General features: G+C 74.0%; 12 protein-coding genes. 1 reads left to right on the plus strand and 11 read right to left on the minus strand.

The genetic code is table 11. The features are described 5' to 3' along the window. Positions 1 to 27 precede the first annotated feature (27 nt). The 7 genes from GHR20_RS04290 to GHR20_RS38270 all read right to left on the minus strand — a co-directional run bounded on the left by GHR20_RS04290 (position 28) and on the right by GHR20_RS38270 (position 6,507). Positions 28 to 360, minus strand: coding sequence for a WXG100 family type VII secretion target (locus GHR20_RS04290; RefSeq protein ID WP_153812283.1), 333 nt, complete (start codon positions 358 to 360; stop codon positions 28 to 30). 89 nt (positions 361 to 449) lie between these two features. Next, positions 450 to 3,263, minus strand: coding sequence for a right-handed parallel beta-helix repeat-containing protein (locus tag GHR20_RS04295; protein ID WP_243877928.1), 2,814 nt, complete (start codon positions 3,261 to 3,263; stop codon positions 450 to 452). 10 nt (positions 3,264 to 3,273) lie between these two features. After that, positions 3,274 to 4,620, minus strand: coding sequence for a type VII secretion integral membrane protein EccD (gene eccD / locus GHR20_RS04300; protein WP_161214937.1), 1,347 nt, complete (start codon positions 4,618 to 4,620; stop codon positions 3,274 to 3,276). Between the two features lie 107 nt (positions 4,621 to 4,727). Then, positions 4,728 to 5,042: a WXG100 family type VII secretion target gene (locus GHR20_RS04305; RefSeq protein ID WP_111584894.1), complete on the minus strand. Its 315-nt coding sequence runs from the start codon at positions 5,040 to 5,042 to the stop codon at positions 4,728 to 4,730. Positions 5,043 to 5,099: 57 nt separating this feature from the next. Beyond that, the gene (locus GHR20_RS04310) at positions 5,100 to 5,447 is read right to left on the minus strand and encodes a WXG100 family type VII secretion target (protein ID WP_111584893.1); all 348 of its coding nucleotides are present in this window, start codon (positions 5,445 to 5,447) and stop codon (positions 5,100 to 5,102) included. A gap of 608 nt (positions 5,448 to 6,055) precedes the next feature. Next, the gene (locus tag GHR20_RS38265; RefSeq protein ID WP_343335990.1) at positions 6,056 to 6,298 is read right to left on the minus strand and encodes a DUF5707 domain-containing protein; all 243 of its coding nucleotides are present in this window, start codon (positions 6,296 to 6,298) and stop codon (positions 6,056 to 6,058) included. Positions 6,299 to 6,300: 2 nt separating this feature from the next. Beyond that, positions 6,301 to 6,507, minus strand: a complete 207-nt coding sequence (locus GHR20_RS38270) for a hypothetical protein (protein WP_343335991.1) — start codon at positions 6,505 to 6,507, stop codon at positions 6,301 to 6,303. Positions 6,508 to 7,407: 900 nt separating this feature from the next. Here GHR20_RS38270 and GHR20_RS04320 point away from each other — a divergent pair. Continuing rightward, on the plus strand, positions 7,408 to 7,761 hold the full coding sequence (locus GHR20_RS04320; RefSeq protein ID WP_153812285.1) for a hypothetical protein: 354 nt from the start codon (positions 7,408 to 7,410) through the stop codon (positions 7,759 to 7,761). A gap of 864 nt (positions 7,762 to 8,625) precedes the next feature. Here GHR20_RS04320 and GHR20_RS04325 read toward each other — a convergent pair. From GHR20_RS04325 to GHR20_RS04340, 4 genes are all read right to left on the minus strand, one after another. Next, positions 8,626 to 9,573 (minus strand): methionyl-tRNA formyltransferase, encoded by a 948-nt coding sequence (locus GHR20_RS04325; protein ID WP_153812286.1) that lies wholly within the window; start codon positions 9,571 to 9,573, stop codon positions 8,626 to 8,628. Positions 9,574 to 9,647: 74 nt separating this feature from the next. Next, a complete protein-coding gene (locus GHR20_RS04330; RefSeq protein ID WP_153812287.1) occupies positions 9,648 to 10,673 on the minus strand; it encodes a 3-deoxy-7-phosphoheptulonate synthase in 1,026 nt (341 codons plus the stop codon). Then, the gene (locus tag GHR20_RS04335; protein ID WP_153812288.1) at positions 10,673 to 12,076 is read right to left on the minus strand and encodes a DHA2 family efflux MFS transporter permease subunit; all 1,404 of its coding nucleotides are present in this window, start codon (positions 12,074 to 12,076) and stop codon (positions 10,673 to 10,675) included. The genes GHR20_RS04330 and GHR20_RS04335 overlap by 1 nt, the downstream gene beginning before the upstream one ends. After that, positions 12,073 to 22,053, minus strand: coding sequence for a non-ribosomal peptide synthetase (locus GHR20_RS04340; protein WP_153812289.1), 9,981 nt, complete (start codon positions 22,051 to 22,053; stop codon positions 12,073 to 12,075). The genes GHR20_RS04335 and GHR20_RS04340 overlap by 4 nt, the downstream gene beginning before the upstream one ends. Position 22,054: the final 1 nt, after the last annotated feature.

Below are 22,054 nucleotides of genomic sequence, written 5' to 3' on the forward strand. Positions count from 1 at the left end.
CGCGCGCGTGCGGCGGCGGGCAAGCGCTCAGGCATCCGCGCTCCCGCCGCCGTGGTCGTGCAGGTTGCGCTCGTTCTGCTGCTCGACCGCGTGGTAGTTGTCGTAGCTCGTCTGCATCTTGACGACGATGTCCGCGAGGAGGTTCCTGAGGTCGTTCTGGCAGTGGTGGAACCACGTCGTGATCTCGTCGAAGGTGCCGAAGGCGGGGGATTTCCAGTCGGCGCCGACGCCCTTCATGGCGGTGTCGATGTGGTTCATGAGCTCGTTGACGTGCTCGGACGACGTGCGGACGTATCCGAGCGTGTCCCGCAGCTCCGCCAGGTCCGCCTTGAACTCCTCGAAGGTGACCTCCTCAGCCATGCGTGACACACCTTCCTCTCCCCCGGTCCCCGGGGTCTGCGGTCGCGGTGCGGCGTACGGGACGCGCGCGGGGTGGAGGGGCGCGCCGGTCACAGCGTGCCCTCGGGCGGGAGATCGGCCGTCAGGAGCGTCGTGAGCAGCCCGGGTTCGGCGGCGGCCAGTCCGGCCGGGCCGAGGTCGAGTTCCGCGACGCGCTGGGCGTGCCGCTCCGTCATCCGCTGGAAGACCTGCCGCGCACTGCGTCCGTTGCCGAAGCGCTCGCCGCGCGGCAGGGTCTCGAAGTAGCCGTGCAGCGCCTCCAGCGTCTCGGGCGCGCACGTGTACTCGTGGCGCGCCGCCTGGTACTCGACGATGCGCACCAGTTCGGGCGAGGAGTAGTCCTCGAAGTGGAGGGTGCGCGTGAACCGGGAGGCGAGGCCCGCGTTGGAGCCGAGCAGGCGGTCCATCTCGCTCGGGTAGCCGGCGACGATGACGACGATCTCGTCGCGGTGGTCCTCCATGAGCTTCACGAGCGTCGAGACGGCCTCGGCGCCGAAGTCCGTCGCCTGTCCCTCCGGGACGAGGGAGTACGCCTCGTCGATGAAGAGGACGCCGCCCAGGGCGCGTTTGAAGACGGCGGCGGTGCGGGGCGCGGTGTGGCCCACGTACTCGCCGACGAGGTCCCCGCGGTCGGTCTCGACGAGGTGGCCCCGGCTGAGCAGGCCGAGGGCGGCGAGGAAGCCGCCGTACAGCCGGGCCACGGTGGTCTTGCCCGTGCCGGCGTTGCCCGCGAAGACGAGGTGGCGGCTGAGCGGCGGCGGGGCGAGCCCGGCGTCCTGGCGCACCTTGACCATCTGCATGAGCCGGGTCAGGGTCAGCACCTCGCGCTTGACGCCGTCGAGACCGACGAGGCGGTCGAGTTCGGCGTGCAGTTCCGCGAGGCGGGCGGCGGCCTCGTCCTCGTCCCGCTCCTCGGTCACCTCGGCGTCCGGCTCCTGCTCCGGCGCGCCCGGCGTGCGGCGCGCGGGCGTGGCGGTGAGCGCGGCGGGCGCGCCGTCCCCGGCGTCCAGTGCGGGCAGCAGCGGTTCGGCGACGTCCTCGACGCGGCAGTCCTCGGCCCGCACGGTGGCGCCCTCGGCGCGCAGCAGATCGCTCTCGGTGCCGGTGACGGTGCAGCGGCGCAGCAGGAAGTCGGCGCGGGCGGCGGCGTAGACGGCGGGGAAGCGGCTGTTGCTGAGCCGGCAGTCCTCGTAGCCGCCCCTGCCCCCCTCGTCGACGTACAGGGCGTTCTTCGCGGCGTCCTCGACGGTGAGGCCGCGCACCTCGGGGTGGGCCCCGGCGCGCACGACGAGCCCGCTGCCGCCGGGGGCGGACACGGTGCCGCCCCGGACGACGGCGGTGCTCTCCTCCTCCAGGAGGATGCCGGCCCCTCCGCTGCCGGTGACCGTCACGCCCTCCAGGAGGGCCCCGGTGCCCGGCCCGACCCGGACGCCGTTCTCGGCGCTCGCGGAGACCGTGCAGCGGGCGAGGAGGGGGCGGTGGCTGGTGCGCAGGCGAACGCCGTCGCGGCCGCCGGTCAGGCGGCACTCGCGCAGGGCGGCGTCGCCGTCCTCGACGACGACGGCGGCCAGTTCGGCGCCGCTCACCTCGCAGCCGGTGGCGAGGAGTTCGGCGCGCGCGGTGACGCGCAGCCCGTACTCGGGGGTGCCGGTGACGAGGCAGTCACGGGCGTCCAGGCGGGCGGAACCGCCGAGGTGGACGGCCGTGTAGGCGGTGTCACGGACGGTGCAGCCGGTGAGCACGAGGTCGGGCTCGCCGACCGCGTAGAGGCCGTTGGCGCCGGTGCGGGCGAGGGTGCACTCGCGGGCGGTGACATGCGCGGCGCCGCGCACGACGAGGGCGCTGTCGGCGCAGTCCACGGCGCGCAGGGAGACGAGTTCGCCGTGCGCCTCGCCCGCGAGGAGGACGGCCGCGCCGTCGGTGTGGTGGACATGGCAGTCGTCGAGCCGGACGGCGCTGCCGTCCTCGGCGAGCACCCCGGCGCCGGTGGTGCGGAAGATCTCGCAGGCCCGCAGGTGGACGCCGGGCCCCGCGATGCCGTCGCCCCGCGCCGCGTCCCGGGGGGCGTCGGCGTGCCGGCCGGCGGTGTCCCGGGACCACAGACCTTGGCCGCCCGCCTGGTGGAGGCGGCACTCGTCGAGGCTCGCGGTGGCGTGGCCGGCGACGAGGACGGCCGATTCACCGCACGCGCGTACCTCGCAGCGGCTCAGGCGCGCGTGTGCCCCGCCGGTGACGAGGACGCCGTGACCGGTGACGCCGTCGATCAGCGAGCCGGTCGCCTCGACGCGCGCTTCGTCCTCGACGCGTAGCCCCTCGCCGGTGCCGCCGGCGAGGGTCACGTTCTCCAGCGCGGCACGGGCGGTGCCGGTCAGGCGCAGCGAGGCAGCGCCTGAGCGCCGTACGGAGCAGTCGGCGAGCACGGCGTGGGCCGTCCCCGCGATCTCGACGCGACCGCCGGTGATCTCGCACTCCCTCAGCTCGGGTTCGCCGCCGCGCAGCAGGACGGCGGGCTCGCGGGTGGCGTCGGACTCGACGGTGAAGCCGCGTATCTCGACGTGCCCGGAGTGCACGGTGAGGGCGGGCCCCCGGACGGCGACGAGCCGTACGGTGCCCTTGGCGACGAGGCGGACGTCCCGGTCCAGGACCAGGCTCTCGGTGTACGTGCCCGCCTGCACGGTGACGACGGCACCGGGCTTGGCCGCCCGTACCGCCGAGCCGATCGTGCGGTGGCCGCCCCAGCTTCCCGGCGCGACGCGCTCGGCCGCGAGCCTCATCGCGCCCCCGTCCGCCCGGCCCGGATCGAGTGGTCCCGCGGCCGCCGCGCCGCCGCCCGCGGGGAGCCGGGCCGAGCGGGTGCGGGACACGGGGCGGCCCTCACAGGCTGCTCCCGAGGTTGGCGAGCTTGTCGAAGAGGCCGAAGACCCCGGCGGCGAGCGGGACGGAGACGACCGCCAGGAAGGTGGCGAGCCCGCCCGGCCAGCTCGGCCGCTCCTGCTCGGCGGGGCGCAGGGCCGCGCCGAAGGCGAGGAAGAGGCCGCAGGCGAGCAGGACGATCCCGGCGACGAAGGCGCCGATCGGCCCGGCCGTCCGCGAGTCGAGCACGTACTCGGGAACGCGCACGGCGAGGGCGAGCAGGCCGAGGACGGCCGCCGCGAGCTGCGGGGCCACCGCGCTGAGCAGGCGGACGGTTCCGGCCTGGAAGAGCAGGCCGAGACTGACGCACGTGACGAGCGCGAGGCCGTAGACGTCGTTCGTGAAGGCGAGGACGAGGAGTGAGACGGCGAGACCGGCGGAGGTCACCACGCTGAGCGTGGTGAGCAGCCAGTTGCCGCGCCGCACGACGGCTGCCACGTCCTCCGCCTCGATGACGGCGGCGCCGGTGTCCGCGTGCATCGGGACGAGCACGGCGATCTGGCTGGTGAGCCGGGGCAGCAGCCCGGCGAGCAGGAACAGCACCGTGGCCACCACGGCGGCCGAGCCGGCGGCACCCGCGTGCAGCAGGGCCAGCGGAACGACGAACAGCGCCGCGACGACGGTGAAGACCTGGAGGAGCACGGTGGTGGCCGTGGGCAGCGCGAGGAGGCCGACGAACGCGCCGACGACGGCCGTGAGGGCGAGCACCACCGGCGTGGCGTGCGGCCCGTGCACGGGGGCGCCGAGCCCGGCCGCGGCCATCAGGGGACAGGCGGCGAGGGCGAGGAGACGGCGCACCACGGGTGGCACCGGCCAGTTCTTGCGGGTGGCGTACCAGGCCAGGAGCGCGCAGGCGGGCGACATGAGCGCGACGAGCACCCAGGCCGTGTGCGTCAGCCGGTGCGCGCCGAGCCAGAGCGCCGAGCCGAGGACGACGAGGAGCCCGGCGAGCACGACGCTGTGGGCGCGCTGCCGCGCGTTCCACAGCGCGCCGTCCCCGCGGGCCTCCGCGACCTGCTCGTCCAGGTCGGTGACGTGCAACTCCTCGCGCTCGGCGGCGCGTTGGTCGCGCAGGTAGAGCACGGCGCCGTCGAGGACGCCCGCCGCCGCGAGCGAGGAACCGGGGGCGAGCGGCGCGCCGCCGGCCTCGGCCAGCGACCAGACCGGGGCCAGGTCCTCGGGCTCCGGCTGGCCGCACAGGGTGGCGAGCCGGGGGGTGTACTCGGCGATGGGGGCCTGCGCGGGAAGCGCGAGGTCGACGCGCCTGCGCTCGCCGACCACGGTGACCCGGCAGCGTTCATCGGGCACGGATGTTTCCTTCAGTGTGAGCGTACGGGGCCGCGGCGGCGGCGGGGTGCGTGCGAAGCCGCCGTGGGGAGACGGACGAGGCCACCGGCCCGCGAGCCGGGGCGGTTTCAGTGCCGCCAGGTCGAGACGTTCGACCATTCGGCGTCGCTGTAGTTGTTCCAGTTGACATGCATCGCCTGGGCGATGCGGCCGAGTACGCCGTCGGGCCCGAAGAGTCCGTCGGCGGCGAGGTCCCACTCGTTCTGGAGGTCCTGGTAGTACGTCGCCGCCTGGCTCTCACGCCATGCCTCGGCGAGCGGGGCGAGCTGCGACTTGAGCGCCTGGAGCTCGCCGGAGATCTCCCCGGCCCGGGCGTTGAGCGTGCCGCCGGCGGCGGCGAGGCCCTCACCGACGTAGATCGGCGTACCGTCAACATTGGGCATGGCTTCTCCTCGGTTGTGCCCGGACCGTGGCCCGCGCGGGCCGGCCGGGGCAGCGGGTCAGCTGAAGTTGGTTCCCGACGGCGTCTTCGGCACGTCCTGGCCGAGCGCGACGAGGTTGTTGATGTTCTGCTGCTCGGATTCCTTGTAGTTCACGTAGTTGCCCTGGAGGCCCTTGGAGATGCCCTCCAGCGCGTCGTGCAGCATCCGCGCGTAGACGTCGTACTCGGCCATGAGGGTCTGGAACTGGGTGTGGGCGATGCCCTGCCAGCTCGCCTCCAGGCTCTGCACGTACGTCTTCAGCTCACCGAGCTGGGCCGCGATCTCGGTCGCGGTGCTCGCCGTGTTGCCGGACGCCTTGGCCAGGTACTCCGGGGTCACGCGGTACGTGACGCCGCCAACGCTCACAGGGGGCTGGTCAGCCATGGTTTTCCGCCCTTCTCGCCTGCTACCCCGAGCATCCAAACATCCCAGGAGTCACAGCCCCACCCCGTGAACCCCACTGAGCAGTCCCTGAACACCGCGTGAGCACACCGGCCGGTCCGCGCCGGCGGACGGGGTGAGGGCGCTCGACCGGCCGGGCGGGCCTCGGTTCCGCTTCCCGAACCGTCCTGGTGCGGCCCGGACGGCGGCATGGGACCGGGGCGGCCGCCGTGTCTGGAGGTACGCGGTTCCCCCGCGCTCACGGCAGCCGCCCCGGCGTACACACCCCTTTACCCGTGTCCGCGTGTTTCACAGGAGCCTTGCGAAAACACGCTCGTGAACCGCCGGGAGCACACGAGCCCACCGGCGATACCAGCGTGCGCTGCCGCCCTCGGGCCGGCCCACGAACCCGAGGAGCCACACGCCGAGCACGATGACAGCGATCCCACGTCACTGACCGCATTGCTACGTCCGGTCGCCTACGAGACCGCTCGGAAACGGCGTCCACGCGGCAGCCGGGGCGCGGGGGCGAGCCGGGAAGACCCGCCCCGCCCCCGTGCTCGACCACCCACCCTCGCGTGCGGACCGGGTGGTCAGTGCTTCAGAGTGAAGGTCGCGGCCTTGGGCTCGAAGGTCGTGCGGTGGTCCTTCGCGGTCGCGAGCGCGGACACGTACCAGGTGCCCTCGGGCAGCGCGGCAGATTCCCGGGCCGAGCTCTTCGCTGTGTAGGTGCAGACGGAGGTCGTCGTCGAAGTCGCCTTGCACGTGGCGTCTTCGACGGCCTTCATCTCGTCGGCCGTGGGCGCGAGACCCGAACTCGCGGGCCACGCGAGCACCTTCAGGCTCTCGACTCCAAGCTGTCGGCCACCGTGGCCGTGAAGGTGAGCGAGGCGCTTCCGCCGGCGCTCGAAGTGACGTAGCGGGCGGCAGCCTTGGAGATCGTCGGCTCGGCAGGCCCCGCGGCGTCGGCGGAGGCGGCGAACACGACGGTGCCGACGACGGCGGCGGCTCCGACGAGCGACGAGACGACAAGGCGCTCGGACATGGAGTGTCTCCCTCAGAATGGCTGCTACTGGTCTCATCCGCCGGGCATTTCCTCCGCCGCGACGTCATGGGAACAGCGTGCGTCGGCGGACCTTCGGCCGACATGGGTACGGCTACTCGACCGGCCTACTCAGACGGGAAGCTGGGCAGCCACGCGTGGACCGGCGCGGGGAGTCGGTACGACGCCCGTTCCGGCGCGGCGACGCGGTGGTGCCGCAGAGGCCGGCCCGCTCGGCTCGAACTCGGTGCGGTACGGCCGCGTGAAAGGCATCCGCCGCCCTCCGCCGCTCGGCACGGACCCGGCCACAGTCTCCCCGTCCGTCGCGGCCTGCACGAACGCCGCGACCCCCGGGGTGGTGGAGCGAGCCCTGCACGAGACCGCGCGCTGGTGCGGATTCGGTCGTCGCAGTCTGGCCGTGCTCGGTGCGGGCCTGCTCACTCGGAGCCGGCGCGACGTCCGCGACGACGTCGGGCCCGGGAGTGACCGGCCGGGACAGCTCCCGGATTGGGGCGCTCTGCCGCTCCACCGCTTCCGCAAGGGCCGGTTCGGCTGGGAGGGGTGGGGTCACCGGCTGCGGTGACGGCGCCGGCCTTCGGGCGCCGCTTGGCGGCCGTCGCGATCAGTTTCGGGGCGCTCCGGCGCAGCTTCGTGCCGACGGCAGCGGCGTCGGGGACGACGTTCGCCGCTGGGTGTAGCCATCGGTGTGGGTGACCGCATGCACGGTCCCGGCCTCAGCGTCGAGCATGACGGCCGCGACTGAGTTGTGGCTTCGGCAGGGCGAATCGAGTGCTCTGTCTAGGCCGAATGGAGTTATACGACGTGTTATGCGGGGGGACAGCGGTCGGGTTGTGCGAGGCATGACGATGGCTCTTTGTTCATCCAGCAGAAATGAGGTTTGCGATGCGTACGACACTGACTCGAGCCGCGGTGGTGCTGATGGTGGGCCTGGGCGCAGTTGTGCCCTTGGCCGCCGCGGCCCAGGCCGACGATTGGAACGGCCCCGAGAAGCAGTACAGCCACATGATGGGCGCGGGTCAGGAGGGCACCGGCAGCGTGGCGGGCGTGGGCTACGACTACGTGAACGCCGGCGGGCGCTATGGCGCCACCGCCGCAGGCGGCGGCTTCTTCATGATGGACGCGGGCCGGGAGGGCACCGGCAGCGTGGCGGGCGGGCGCAACGAGTACGTGAACGCCGGCGGACCCGATGGCGCCACCGCCGCCAGCGGCGTCTTCTTCACAGCCGACCGGTACTGACTCCCCAAGACGACACGCCGTCCACCGGGCCCGCCCCATCGCTGGGCCCGGTAGGCGCGGATCAAGCCACTCGGCCGAGGCCGCCAGTAGGACGGCGACGTCCAGGCCGCCGGATACAGGGTGTGGGTACACGCCCCGGAACGCGTGCGGACGGCCGACGGCGTCTCCCACGGCGCCGTGCGCACCGAGAGACTGCCGCTGCCGTCCCTGGAGCGGGCGCTGGAGGTCGCCGAACAGCTCGGTACCCGCGTGTGCTCCCTGTGCGGCGCGGAAGTCGGACCCCGTCGTCGCCCCCGCCCCGCTCGGTGAGCGGCCCGAGGAGCGCGCGGATGCCCCTGGCGGTTGTCTCGCTGCTCCCGGCGGCTATGCCTTCAGATCGTGAGGTACTCGGTGCCGCGCGAGGGTCTTAACGCGACTGGAGCGTGGCCGATGTCGTGTGCCTGGGGCCGATTTGGTGGACTCTCCGCGGTTGGGCGGTTTCTCGACAGATCATCGGCAAGGACGGATCGAAGTAAGTGCGCGGGCATGATCGCCGACGGCGACGGGGTCGTCATCGCCGAGCGCCGAGTACGACAAGGCTCTGCGCGCCGGGACCACGCATGGTGCCCGGGTACGCCTGGAGTGGGGCGAGGACAGCCATCTGCGCGGCACGGTCTGGGACCGGTGGCCCGGACCCTCATCCACGGCACCCGCCTTCCGGTACTCCTCGTCAGCCCGCCCGAGTCCGGACAAGGTGAGTGATCCTCTTCGCCCCCCGTGCCCAGGGGGGCACCACGCGGCCATCTCCCTGACGGGACGGCCGCCCGGGCCGCCACGGCTTGCGCGGTGCCGGCCCGGGCGGCGGATCGAGGTGGGGTCGGTCGGTCAGGGGTGGGTGGTGAGGTAGCCGCCCATGGACGTGAAGTACTCGGTCGCGGGCAGCTCGCGGCCGTCGTCGGTCCGTACGCGGGTGATGGCCAGTCCGTGGTTGCGGCCGGTGCGGGCGTCGGCGCCGGCGACGATCACCACGCCGTCGCCCTCGCGGTAGAAGACGCGGCCCGGTGTGCCGCCGTAGCGGCTCCGGGAGACGACGGCGCCGAGGACTTCGAGGCGCTTGCCCCGGTGGTAGGTGAAGGCGGCCGGGTACGGGGCGGACTGGGCCCGGACCAGGCGCTCCAGGTCCTCGGCGGGCCAGGTCCAGTCGATCCGGATGTCGTCCTCGGCGCGCTTGTGGAAGAAGGTGGCCTGGGACCGGTCCTGGCGGGTGAACCCGGTCTGTCCGGAGGCGATGAGGTCGAGCGCGCCGATGGTGACCGGGGCGATCAGGTCGACGGTCTTGTGGAACAGGTCGGTCGCCGTGTCCGAGGGGCCCACGGCCACCGCTCGCTGGGCGACGATGTCACCGGCGTCGAGCTCCTCGTTCATCATGTGGGCGGTGACGCCGACCTCCTTCTCGCCGTTGATGAGGGCCCAGATGAGGGGGGAGAAACCGGCGTACTTCGGCAGCAGCGAGTCATGGACGTTCAGCGTGCCGCGGCGGGGCAGGGAGTAGACGCGCGGCGGGATCCAGGTGCGCCAGTTGTTGGCGACGATGATGTCCGGGTCCGCCTCCTTGAGCAGCGTGAGCAGCTCCTCGTCGTCGGGCCGGTTGCGGATGACGACCGGGACGCCGTGCTCCGTCGCCAGGTCCGCCACGGAGTCGCTCCAGATCTTCTCGTAGGCGTGCTCGCTCTTGGGGTGCGTGACCACCATGACCACCTCGTGGTCGGAGTCGAGAAGCGCTCGCAGGGTCCGGTGGCCCCAGGTCTGGTAACCGAACATGACGACTCGCATGGGGATTCCTCCTTGGAACAGGATCTGTGGGAATAACTTAGGTAAGGCTTACCTAATGTGCAAATGAGTGGATGTCAGGCGCGTTGCGCACGGCGGCGGTTGGCGGCCAGCGCCAGCATGTCGAGCAGCGGGAGCGTGCGGGACCAGCCCAGACAGGCGTCGGTGACGCTGAGGTCGCGCCGGAGGACGGTCGCCGCGAGATCCTGGCGGCCGTCGGAGAGGTACGACTCGATCATGACGCCGGCCAGGCCCGGCTCCCCGTCGCCGATCCGCTCGGCGAGGTCGGCGACGACCACCGGCTGACGGTTGTGATCCTTGCCGCTGTTGCCGTGCGAGGCGTCCACGACGAGGGACAGCGGCAGACCGGCCGCCGTCAGCAGCGACCGGGCGTGCTCGGTGGCGGCGGCGTCGTAGTTGGGCACCGGGCCACCCCGCAGCACCAGGTGTGCGTGGGAGTTGCCGACGCTGTGCGTCACGGTGAGACGGCCGTCCGGTGCCAGGACGGGCAGGGCATGGGGATGGGAGGCGACCTGGACGGCGTCGACGGCGGAACCCAGGGCGCCGGACACGCAGTTCTTCATGCCGACCGGCATCGGGAGCCAGGAGCCCAGGTGCCGGTGCGGCTGGCTGGCCACCGTCCGGGCACCGATCGCGGCCCAGGACACCGTGTCGGCCACGTACGGCGCGAGCAGCGGGTCGACGAACTCGTAGGCGAGGGGCAGTCCCAGGGCGGCGGCCTCGGCGAGGAACGCGCGGCCGGTGCGCAGACCGGTGGCCAGGTCGCTCTTGCCGTCCAGGGCGGGGTAGTTGAGCAGCCCGGTCCAGCCCAGTGCCGTGCGCGGCTTCTCCAGGTAGGCCCGCAGGACGATGACCAGGTCGTCCGCGTAGCGGCGCGCGGCGGCGGCGAGCAGGCTCGCGTACTCCAGGGCGGCGGCGGGGTCGTGGACCGAGCAGGGACCGGCTATCACGAGCAGCCGGGGGTCCCTGCCGTCGAGCACGGCGGCGACGGTGTCGCGGTGGCCGGCGACGGCCCGGGCCGTCGCGGTGGACAGGGGAAGGGCCGTGGTGAGGTCGGCGGGGGCGGGCAGTGTGTGCATCATCAGGCTCTCCTGAGGGCGCGGGTCCGGGGCAGTCCCGTCGTCCCGGCCGCGGCCAGCAGCCCGAGTCCGACGACCCACCAGAAGGTGTCGGCGAACGCCGCGGGGACGTCCTGGTGCCGGGCGCCGAGCCGGTCCTGGAGGACCACGGCGAGGGCCGCGGTCCCCAGGGAACCGCCGACGGTGTTGAGGAGGTTGAGCGCTCCGGAGGCGCGGGCGATCTGCTGGGGTTCGATCCGGCTGTAGACGATGTTCATCACGGGGGCGCCGATCATGGCCATCCCGAAGCCGCGCACCAGGAGCGCCAGGGCGATCGCGATGTCGGGCAGTCCGTGGCCGAGTTGGGTGAAGGGGACCGTGCCGGCCAGGACCAGGGTGACGCCGGTGATCACCAGGGTCCTCGGAGCCACCGCGTCGATGGTGCGGTTGACCAGCACGGACCCGGCCGCCGCGCCGAGCCCCTGGGGGGCCAGCAGCAGTCCGGTCCCCCAGGCCGACAGTCCGCGTCCGGTCTGGAAGTACAGGGGCAGCAGGAACGTCGTACCGAACACGGACGCGCCGAGGACCAGCAGGGCCAGGGCCGCCGCGCCGAGCGGTGGCCGGGTGAACAGCCGGGGGTCGATCAGCGGGGTGCCCCGGGTGCGCAGGCCGTGCACGACGAAGCCCGCCAGCATGAGCAGGCCCGCGCCCACTCCCACGGTCGCCGCCGGCATGTTGCCGTGGGCGACCTCGGTCAGGCCGAACACCAGGACGGCGAGGCCGGGTGACAGCAGTACGGCCCCCCGCACATCGAACGCGGCCCGCCGGGACGCCGGTTCCACCACCGGCACATAGCGGCGGGCGAGCAGGATCGCGGCGGCGCCGACCGGCAGGTTGACCAGGAACAGCCACGGCCAGGAGGCCGCCCCGAGCAGGACGCCGCCGGCCAGCGGGCCGAGCACGGGTGAGAGCAGCGGGACGACCGCGACGACGCTGATCACCCGTCCGGTGCGGGAGGGTCCGGCGATCCGGGCCAGCAGCGCCTGCCCGGTCGGCGGCAGCAGCCCGCCGCCCAGGCCCTGGAGGACCCGGAAGACGATCAGGCTGGTCACGGACCAGGACAGGGCGCACAGCGCGGACCCGCACAGGAAGATCCCCACGGCGACCAGCCAGACCCGCCGGCCGCCGAGGCGGTCGGCGAGCCAGCCGGAGGCGGGTACGGCGGTGACGATGGCCAGCAGATAGGCGGTGCTGACCCACTGGATCTCGGCGAGCGAGGCGTGGAAGTCGTCCGCCAGGGTGTCGATGCCGACGCTGACGATCGTGGCGTCGACGGACGCCATGAACGTGCCGAGGACCAGGATGAACGCGATGCGCAGCAGCGGTGCGTCAACCTTCTCGGCCGGGGCGGCGGTCTTCTCGGTCATCGTCGCTCCAGGAGGGTGCGGACGTCGCGGTCGAGGTGGTCCTCCAGGTCGCGCAGCAGGTCGAGCAGTTCCTCGGCGAGTCCGTCGGCGGCGGCCGCGGCGCGGTGGGCGAGCACACCGGTCCAGGTGTCGCCGTCCGGCATGACGGTCAGGGTCACCGGGTGGTGGGTGGCCTCGCGGAAGCGGGTGCCCGTGAGGGTGAGTCCGGGCGCGGGCTCGCGCAGCCGGTCCCGGTCCACCGGGTAGTTCTCGAACACCACGAGGCTGTCGAAGAGCCTGCGCCGCCCGGTGACGCGTTCCAGGTCGGACAGGGCCACCTGATGGTGTTCGACCAGGGTCCGCTGGCGGGTCTGGAGCGCGGTGAGGGTGTCGGCGAACGTGCCGGTCAGGCGGGCCCGTACGGGCACGGTGTTGGCGAGCAGTCCGACGATCTCCTCGACGCCCTCCAGCTCCGGGGGCCGGCAGGCGACCATGGCCCCGAAGCAGACGTCCGGGTGCCCGGAGCGCCGGGCGAGCAGCACCGCCCACGCGCCCTGCACCAGGGTGCTGCGGGTCAGACCGCGCCGGGCCGCGAGCCGGGTGAGCCGGTCCACCAGCGGCGCGTCGAAGGTGATCACCTCGGGCTCCTGCCAGGCGGGGCCCGGTTCACCGGCGCCCAGGTAGTCCCCTTCGGGCAGGCCCGCCAGTTCCTCGGCCCAGACGCCGAGGTCGGGCTCGTGGGCGGCGCGCCAGGCGAGGTAGTCGCCGAACGGCACGGGAGCGGGCAGATCCGCCTCCTCGCCGCGCAGCCGTGCGGTGTAGAGGGCGAACAGCTCGGTGAGGATGCGGGGCGCCGACCAGCCGTCGGAGAGCACATGATGGCTGGTCAGGACCAGGTCGAAGCGCCGGGGGTCGTGGCGGATCACGGTCAGCCGGACCAGCGGGCCCGCGCTCAGGTCGAACGGTTCTGCCAGGTCGGCGGCGAGAACCTCGTCGGCCCGTCCGTCGCGGATCCGGAAGTCCGGTTCCGGGGACTTCGGGACGAGCGCGAGATCCGCCGGGAACACGGCGCCCAGGTTCGGGTGCCGGGCCAGCAGGTCGGCACCGGCGCTGCGCAGCGCCTCGATGTCCAGGGATCCGGTGAAGGAGAAGGCCGACTGCACGGTGTACGGGTCGGGGCGCTCGGTGCGCGAGTGTCGCAGCATCACCTCCTGCAACGGCGTCAGCGGCTGCACCTCGGCGATCTGCCGGCCGGCGTCGAGCAAGCCGATCTCCGGCGCGGCGGCGACGTCGAGCAGCGCGCTCCGCAGGTGTTCGGCCAGCCGCTCGATCTCGGCGCCGGTGAACAGCGCGCCGGGCCAGGTCAGCCGGATGCCGAGCCGGTCCTCGCGGACCAGCGCGTTGACCATCAGCGCGTGCGGCAGCGGCATCCCGTCGGTGCCGCCGGAGCCGAGCGGGTCCGCGTCCGGCGGTGCCTGCCAGGGGGTCTCGGTGTCCGGGGCGCCCGCGTAGCGGCCGAGGTAGTTCCAGGCGATCTCGGGTGCGACCGGGTCCAGCAGACCGGCCGTGGCGAGGATGCCGTGGCCGAGGCCGTCGCCCTGGGCGCGCAGCCGTTCGGCGACCGCCTTCGGGTCGTCGTCGGCGTCGAGCAGCACCGGGTGGACGGCGGTGAACCAGCCGACGGTCTGGGAGAGGTCCGCGTCGGCCGGGCGGCCGTGGCTCTCCAGCGCGACGAGCAGCCGGGGCGTGCCGCGCCAGGCGCGTACGGCCCGGGCGAGCGCCGCGAGCAGGGGCGCGTCCGGTGTGCTGCGCAGAGCTGCGGGCAGGGCCGTCGTCAGGGCCCGGGTGGTGTCGGCGTCGAGGGCGATCTCGTGGTGCGCTGCGGTGGCCACGGTGTCCCGGGCGGGGTCCAGTGGCCGGGCCGCCAGTGCCTCGGTGGCCGTCATCCGCTGCCAGTGCGGCAGTTCGGCGCTGCGGTCGGCCTCACGGAGCATGCGCGCCCAGGCCAGGAAGGACAGCCCGTGCCGGGCCGGGGTGCCGCCGTCGTACGCGTGGCGCACGTCGTCCAGCAGGATGCGCCAGGAGACGCCGTCCACGAGGAGGTGATGGGCGATCAGGACGAGCCGGCCGGGCCGTGCGGCTCCGGTGTCGAGCCAGACCGCGCGCAGCAGCGGTCCGGTGCGCGGGTCCAGCGCGGCGCGGGTCTCGGCGGTCCACTCGTCGGCCAGGGCGCGCAGGCCCTCGGCCGTGAGGTCCGGCGCCACCGGCACCCGGACCAGCACATCGGCGCCGTTCACCGTGCCGGCCGGCGGGATGCGCAGCGCGTCCGCGACCAGATGGGCGCGCAGCACGTCATGGCGGGCCAGCACCTTGTCGAACACGGTCCGCCAGGAGTGCTCGTCGCCGCCGGGCGGGACGCAGACCTCCACCCACTGGCAGAAGCCGTCGGCGGCGGTGCCCGCGCGGTGCAGCAGGTCCCGCATGAGGGGGGTCAGCGGGGCGTCGCCGACCGCCGGGGCCCGGTCCTCGGTGAGGGCCCGGGCGCGGGCAGCGATCCCGGCGACCGTGGCGCCCTCGAACACGTCCCGCGCGGTCAGCCCGAGTCCCCGGCGGCGGGCGCGGGAGACCACCTGGAGGGAGACGATGCTGTCCCCGCCGATCGCGAAGAAGTCGTCGCCGGGTCCGATGTCGTCGCTGCCGAGGATGTCCCGGAAGACACCGAGCAGCACCGCCTCGGCGGGGGTGGCGGGTTCGCGGCGGTCGGCGGTCGCGGTGTCGGGGGCGGGCAGGGCGGCGGTGTCGAGCTTTCCGCCGGGGCCCAGCGGCAGCCGGTCAAGCACCACCAGCGCGGTGGGCACCATGTGGTCCGGCAGCCCGGCGGCCAGGTGCTCGCGGATCCGGGCGGTGTCGCACTCGGCGCCGTCGACCGGGATGACGTAGCCCACGAGCCGTCCCTCGCGCAGGACCACCGCGCAGGCGCGCACGTCGGGGTGGCGGGTCAGCGCGGACTCGATCTCGCCCAGCTCGACCCGGAAGCCGCGGATCTTGATCTGGTGGTCGGCGCGGCCGAGGAACACCAGGTGGCCGTCCGCCCGCCAGCGCACCAGGTCGCCCGTGCGGTACATGCGTTCGCCGGGCGGCCCGAAGGGGTCGGCCACGAACGCGGCGGCGGTCAGGTCGGGCCGGCCGAGATAGCCGCGCGCCAGGCTCGGTCCCGCGAGGTACAGCTCGCCCGTCACACCGGTGCCCACGGGGTGCAGACCGCGGTCCAGGACGTAGGCGCGGACGTTGGGGTCGGGGCGGCCGATCGGCAGCGGGCCGGGGTCGGCCGGATCGTACTTCCAGGTGACGGAGTTGATGGTGACCTCGGTGGGGCCGTAGGCGTTGAACAGTGCCCGCCGGCCCGCACCCCAGCGCCGGGCCAGTTCGGGATCGAGGCGTTCGGCGCCGACGACGAAGAACACGTCGGGGTCGACGGTGCGGTCGTCGGGCATCGCCGCCAGGAACGACGGCAGCAGGTTCACGCCGGTCACCCGGTGCTCGACGATGTAGTCGAGCAGTTCGTCCCCGGGAACGCGTACCTCCTCGGGGGCGATCACGGAGGTGCCTCCGGACAGCAGCGGCACCATGGTCTGCCAGAACGCCACGTCGAAGCCGGTCGAGGCGAAGTGCAGGTAGCGGTCGTGCTCGGTGACCTGGACGACGTCCTCCTGGAGGGCGATCAGGTCGGGTACGCCGCGGTGGGTGACGCCGACGCCCTTGGGCCGCCCGGTGGTGCCGGAGGTGTAGATGACGTAGGCGAGCGCGTCCTCGGTGAGGCCGGCGCGGGCCCCGGCCGGGTCGGTGCCGGGCATACCGGCGAGGGTGGCCGGGTCGTCGAGGCGCAGCACCGGTATGTCGCGGGCGGTGGGCAGTTCCGCGCCCGCAGTGATGGCGGCGGCCGGTGCGATGTCGTCCAGCATGTACGCCAGCCGGTCCCGGGGGTAGCTCGCGTCCATCGGCACGTACACCGCGCCCGCCTTGGCCACGCCGAACAGTGCCACCGTCATCTCGATGTCCCGGCCGAGGAACACCGCGACCGGGTCCTGCGGCCGGACACCGCGCCGGATCAGCGCGTGCGCGAGCCGGTTGGACTCCCGGTCCAGTTCCGCGTAGGTCAGGGCGCGGTCGCGGCAGACGAGGGCCTCGGCGTCGGGCTTGCGGCGCACCCAGGAGGCGAACTCCGCCAGCCAGGGGCCGCGTTCACGGACCGGGCAGGCCCCGGTGCCGGTGCGCAGCATCCGCTCCCGCTCGGCCTCGTCGAGCAGGGGCAGGGCGAGCACGGGCCGTGCGGGATCGGCGACGATCTCGCGCAGCAGATGGTGCAGGCGGCGGCCGTGGTCGCGCACCGTCGGCTCGTCGAAGGCGCTGGGCTGGTAGCCGAGTCCGATGGTGAGGGTGTCCCCGGGGAGCACGATCACGGTGAGCGCGTAGTGGGTGGCGTCGGTGATGTCCACCGCGGCCAGGTCGAGTCCGGGGGCCGGCGGGGTGCGGGCGCGGTCGGAGAGCGGGAAGTTCTCCATCACCAGCATGGTGTCGAAGAGTTCACCCGCGCCCGCGATCCGCTGGATGCCGGGCAGGCCGACGTAGTGGTGGTCGGCCAGCGCGACGCTCTCGGTGTGCACCTGTGCCAGCAGTTCCCGGACGGTCGTGTCCTGGGTGTGCCGCACCCGCACGGGGATGGTGGTGCCGAGCTGGCCGATCATGCCGGCCACGCCGTCCACCTCGGCGGGCCGCCCGGACACCGGGCAGCCGAACACCACGTCGTCGCGCCCGGTGAGCCTGCCGAGGAGCAGGCCCCACGCGGTCTGGAGCACCGTCGTCAGGGTGACGCCCCGGTCGCGGGCGAAGGCGCGCAGCCGGTCGCTGAAGTCCGGGCCCAGGTCGATGGCGATCCGGCCGGGCCGCTCGACCGAGGTCCCGGCCGTCGCCGGTGCCAGCCGGGTGGCGCCGTCGACACCGTCGAGTGCCTCGCGCCACGCGGCCAGGGACGCCTCGCGGTCCCGGCCGGCCAGCCAGCGGTAGTACTCGCGGACGTCGGCGGCGGGCGGCACCTGCGGGCCGCCGCCCAGTTCGGCGTAGATGCCGAGCAGGGTGCGGCCGACCAGCGGCATGGACCAGCCGTCCAGCAGCGCGTGGTGGTTGGTGATCACCAGCCTGTGCTCGGCGGGGCCGACGCGGGAGAGCAGGAAGCGGATCAGCGGCGGCCCGGACGGGTCGAAGGGGCGCGCCAGTTCGGCCTGGACGGCCCGCTCGAAGTCGTCGTCCCGGCGCCACTCCAGGGTGGCCTCGACGGGCACCACCTGCACCACCTCGTCGCCCGTCTGCGCCAGGTGCACGCGCAGCGACGGGTTGCGGCGCAGCAGTTCCCGCGCGGCCCGCGCCATCCGCTCGGGGTCGAGTTCGCCTTCCAGGGTGGTGACGGCCTGGACGACGTACACGTCGGTGTCCGGGTCGTCGCGGACCAGGGTGTGGAAGGACAGTCCGACCTGGAGCGGGGTGGCGGGCCACACGTCCTCGACGGGGCCGGAGCGCTCCAGCGCCCGGATGGTGTCCTGGTCGAGGTCGACCAGCGGGAGGTCGGACGGGGTCAGGCCGCCGGTGGCGTGCCGCGCGTGGTCGGCCAGCAGCTCCAGGGCCCGGTCCCACGCCGTGTGCAGGGCAGCCACCGTGCCGGCGCCGAGGACGCCGGTGGCGGCCGTCCATTCGACGGCGAGCCGGGGCTCGTCCCCCTCGTGGACGAAGCAGTTGAGGGCCAGTACCTGTTCCAGTGCCTTGGCGCCGGGTTCGAGCACCGAGAAGGCGTCCTCCTCGGGCAGTTGCCATCCGGTGCCGGTCAACGGCGCGAAGCGGCCGAGGTAGTTGAGCAGCACGTCCGGTGGCGGTACGGCGGCCAGTTCGGCGCCCGCGGGGTCCAGGTGGCGGAGCACGCCGTAGCCGAGTCCTTGTCCGGGGACGCCCCGCTTGGCCTCCTTGGCGGCCCGCAGCACGTCCCCCGGGTCGCCGGCCGCCGGTACCCGCACCGGGTACTCGCTGGTGAACCAGCCGACGGTGCGGGCGAGATCGAGGTGTTCGCGGCCGTGTCCCTCCAGGGTGACGGTCACCGCGTCCCCGTCGGCGCCCCATTCGCGCAGCGCCAGGACGAGCGCCGCGAGCAGGATCTCGTCGACACCGGCGCGGTACGCCGCGGGCAGTGTGGTCAGCAGGGCCTCGGTGACAGCCGGGGAGGCGGTGGTGACCGAGCGGTGGGCGGTCGAGACCGTGTCCTTCGTCCGGTCCAGGGGCCGGGTGCCGAGGCGGGTCGCGGAGGCGAGGGCGGTGCGCCAGTGGCCGAGTTCGTCCCGGCGCATCCCGGCGGCGCCCTGTTCGGCGAGGAGGGTGGCGTGCCGCCGCCAGGAGGCACCGGCCGACGGCAGGGTGCCGCCCGTGCAGGCCGCGTGCAGATCGGGGATGACGACCCGCCAGGAGACGCCGTCCATGGCGAGGTGGTGCACGACGAGGACCACCTCGTCCGGGGCGTCCGGACCGGTGCGGAGCAGGGCCGCCCGCAGCAGGTCGCCGCGGCGCGGGTCCAGTTCGCCCGCCAGCCGACGGGCGACCGTGGCGGCGTCCGCGCCGCGGACCTCGGTGACGACGGCGGGCACCGCGCCCCGGGGCAGGACCTCCAGGCCGTCCTCGTCGGTCCGCAGCCGCAGCGCGTCATGCCGGTCGAGGATCGCCCGGACCCCCATGTCCAGTGTTTCCAGCGTGAGTTCGGGGACACGCAGGGCCGTCCACTGGGCGTATCCGGCGACCACGTCGACGTCCGGGTGGGCGTCGAGCAGGTCGCGCACGATGGGCGGTGCGGTGACGGGACCGGTCGGGTCGTCGGCCGGTTCGTCCGTCTCTTCGGCGGGTACGGCGGAGGCGGCGAGGGAGGCGAAGGTGCGGCGGGCCAGCAGGTCCCGGGGCCGCAGTACGAGGCCCAGCGCGCGCAGCCTGCTGCTGACCGTGATCGCGGAGATGCTGTCCCCGCCGAGGGTGAAGAAGTCGTCGTCCACACCGACCCGTTCGACCTCGAACACCTCGGCGAGCGCCGCGCACAGCAGGCGTTCCGGCTCGGTACGGGGCTCCCGTCCGCCGCCCGCGCTGACGGGTGCGGGCAGTGCGGCGCGGTCGAGCTTGCCGTTGGGGGTGAGGGGCAGCGCGTCGAGCACCACCACGGCGGCGGGTACGAGGTGTTCGGGCAGCGTCTCGGCCAGCCGGGCGCGCACCGCGTCGGCGGTGACGGTGGCGGAGACGACGTATCCGATGAGCCGGGAGGAGCGTACGGCGGCGGCAGCGGCGGTGACTCCGGGCAGCGCGGCCAGCGCGGCCTCGACCTCGCCGGTCTCCACCCGGTGGCCGCGCACCTTCACCTGGCCGTCGGCACGGCCCAGGTAGTCCAGGCCGCGTCCGGGGACCCAGCGGGCCAGGTCGCCGGTGCGGTACATCCGCTCCCCGGGCGTCCCGTACGGGTCGGCGACGAAACGCTCCGCACTCGTACCGGGCATGCCGAGGTAACCGCGGGCCAGGTGCGGGCCCGCCAGGTACAGCTCGCCCACCGCGCCCGGCGGCACCGGGTGCAGGGCGTGGTCCAGGACGTAGGCGCGGGTGCCGGCGAGCGGCCGGCCGATGGTGGGCGCGTCCCCGGTGACGGGCGCGGTGGTGCTGTCCACGGTCGCCTCGGTCGGCCCGTACATGTTGCGGGCGCCGACACCGCGGGCCACGATCCGCTGCCACAGCGCCGGGGGTGCGGCCTCGCCGCCGAGGACGAGCAGGGCCGGGCGCAGGTCGAGCAGTCCCCCGTCGACCAGGGCCGCCGCCATCGAGGGCGTGGTGTCGACGACATCGATGCCGTCCCGGGCGTACGCCGCAAGCAGCGCGTCGGCGTCGCGGACGGTCTCGGCGTCGTAGACGTGGAGTTCGTGTCCGCACAGCAGCCATACGAGGTGGTCGAAGGCCGAGTCGAAGGCGAACGAGTAGGTGTGGGCGACGCGCAGGCGGCGGCCCGTGGCGCGCTCCGTCTCGGCGACGACCGTGGCGCGCTGGTGGTGCAGCAGCGCCGCCAGGCCGCCCGCCCGGCCGAGCACGCCCTTGGGGCGTCCGGCGGAACCGGAGGTGTGGATGACGTAGGCCAGGTGCTCCGGGTGGCGGGGGGCGGCCAGTTCGGCCGGTGCCAGCGGTGCCGTGGGCAGTGGCGCGGCCTCGGCGAGCAGGGTGTCCCAGGGGAGGCCGTCGACCGCGCCGGAGGTGACCACCAGGGCCGGGCGGGCGTCCTCGACGAGGGCGCGCAGCCGCTGGGGCGGGTAGGCGGTGTCCAGGGGGAGGAAGGCCGCGCCCGCGTCCAGGACCGCGAGCAGCGCGGTGACCAGGTCGGCGGAGCGGGGCAGCGCGAGGGCCACGACGTCGTCGGCTCCGATGCCCCGGGCCCGCAGCGCGCGGGCCAACCGGTGTACCCGGCCCGCCAGTTCACCGGCGGACAGCCGGTCCGGGCCGCAGACGAGGGCGGTGTCACCGGCGGCGGCCATGGCGTCGAAGGCGTCCGGCACGAGGAGCGGAGTGCCGGGCAGGGCCGCGGGGGTCCAGGGGGCCGGGACCTCGCCGTCGGCGCCGCCCATGGGGACGCGGGCCACGGTCCGTCCGTCGAGCAGGCCGGTCAACAGCGCCCGGAATCCGCCCAGTTTGCCGTCGACGCTCTCCTGGTCGTTGTCCCGGGCGTCCACCTCGAAGCCGAGGTGCAGTCCGCCGTCGGGGGTGGGCAGCACCGCGAGGCCCATGTCCTCGGGCGGGCCGCCCGCGACATTGCGCATCAGGCCCGTCGCCCCGTCGAAGTCCAGTGCCAGGTCGAACGCCTTGAGGTTGATGCCGCGGCCGTGCAGCAGCGCGCCCGCGCCGGGCACCTTGAGGTCGCGCGGCAGGTCCTCGCCCCGGTAGCGCTGGTGCCGGCGCGTCTCGCGCAGCGCGGCGGCGACCCGGCGGGTCAGCTCGCCGAAGTCGTCCCCGCCGTGCACGTCCACCCGCAGCGGCAGCACATTGACGGCCATGACCGGGGTGCGCAGTTCGGCGGAGGCGGTCCGGCACATCAGCGGCAACGCGAAGACCACGTCGGTGCGGCCCAGCATGCGGTGCAGGAAGGCGGCGTAGCAGGCGATCAGCGCCTCGCCCCAGGTGGCCTTCTCCCGGTCGGCGAACTCGCGCAGCCGGGCGGTCTGTTCGGGGGTGAGCCGGGTGCGGGCGGTCAGCGAGCGGCCGGAGGGCCCGGCGGAGGTGCGCACGTCGTCCAGGTCGGGCAGCGGGGTGAACCGCTCCACCCAGTAGGCGCGGTCGGCCGCCGCGCGCTCGCTGTCCCGGTACTCACGGTCCGCGGCGACGACGTCGGCGAGCGTCCCGAAGGTGCGGCGCGGCGGTTCGGTCCCCCGCACCAGGGCGGTGTAGCGGGCGGCGGTGCGGCGGGCCACCATGGCTCCGCTGTAGCCGTCGAAGACCAGGTGGTGGCCCAGCTGGGTGTACCAGACCTCCCGGTCGGAGAGCCGGATGACGACGGGCTCGTACAGCGGCCGGTCCACCATCTCGCGGCAGCGCTCGGCCGCTCGGGCCCGCTCGGCCTCGACGAGGGCGGCGGCCGCGGCCGTGGGGTCGCTCGCGCCGCCGACGTCGATGATCCGGGGCAGCGCCACCGGGGTGTCGCTGACCCTCTGGCGCGGGCCCGAGGGGGTGTCGTACACCCGCAGGCGCAGGCTCTCGGCCTCCTCGGTGGTCGCCCGGACGGCCTCGGCGAGCGCCCGCGGGTCGATCGGCCGCTCGCCGCCGGATATCTCCACCACGTCCCCGACCACGTAGTACGGCGAGTCCGGTTCCAGACGTTGCGCGTTCCAGATGCCCGACTGGGCGCCGGTCAGGGGTAGCAGTCGGTCCGCGGGGGCGGGTGGGGTGGTCAAC

Origin of the sequence: Streptomyces sp. SUK 48 (assembly GCF_009650765.1) — a bacterium.
In the GTDB taxonomy this organism is placed as follows: domain Bacteria; phylum Actinomycetota; class Actinomycetes; order Streptomycetales; family Streptomycetaceae; genus Streptomyces.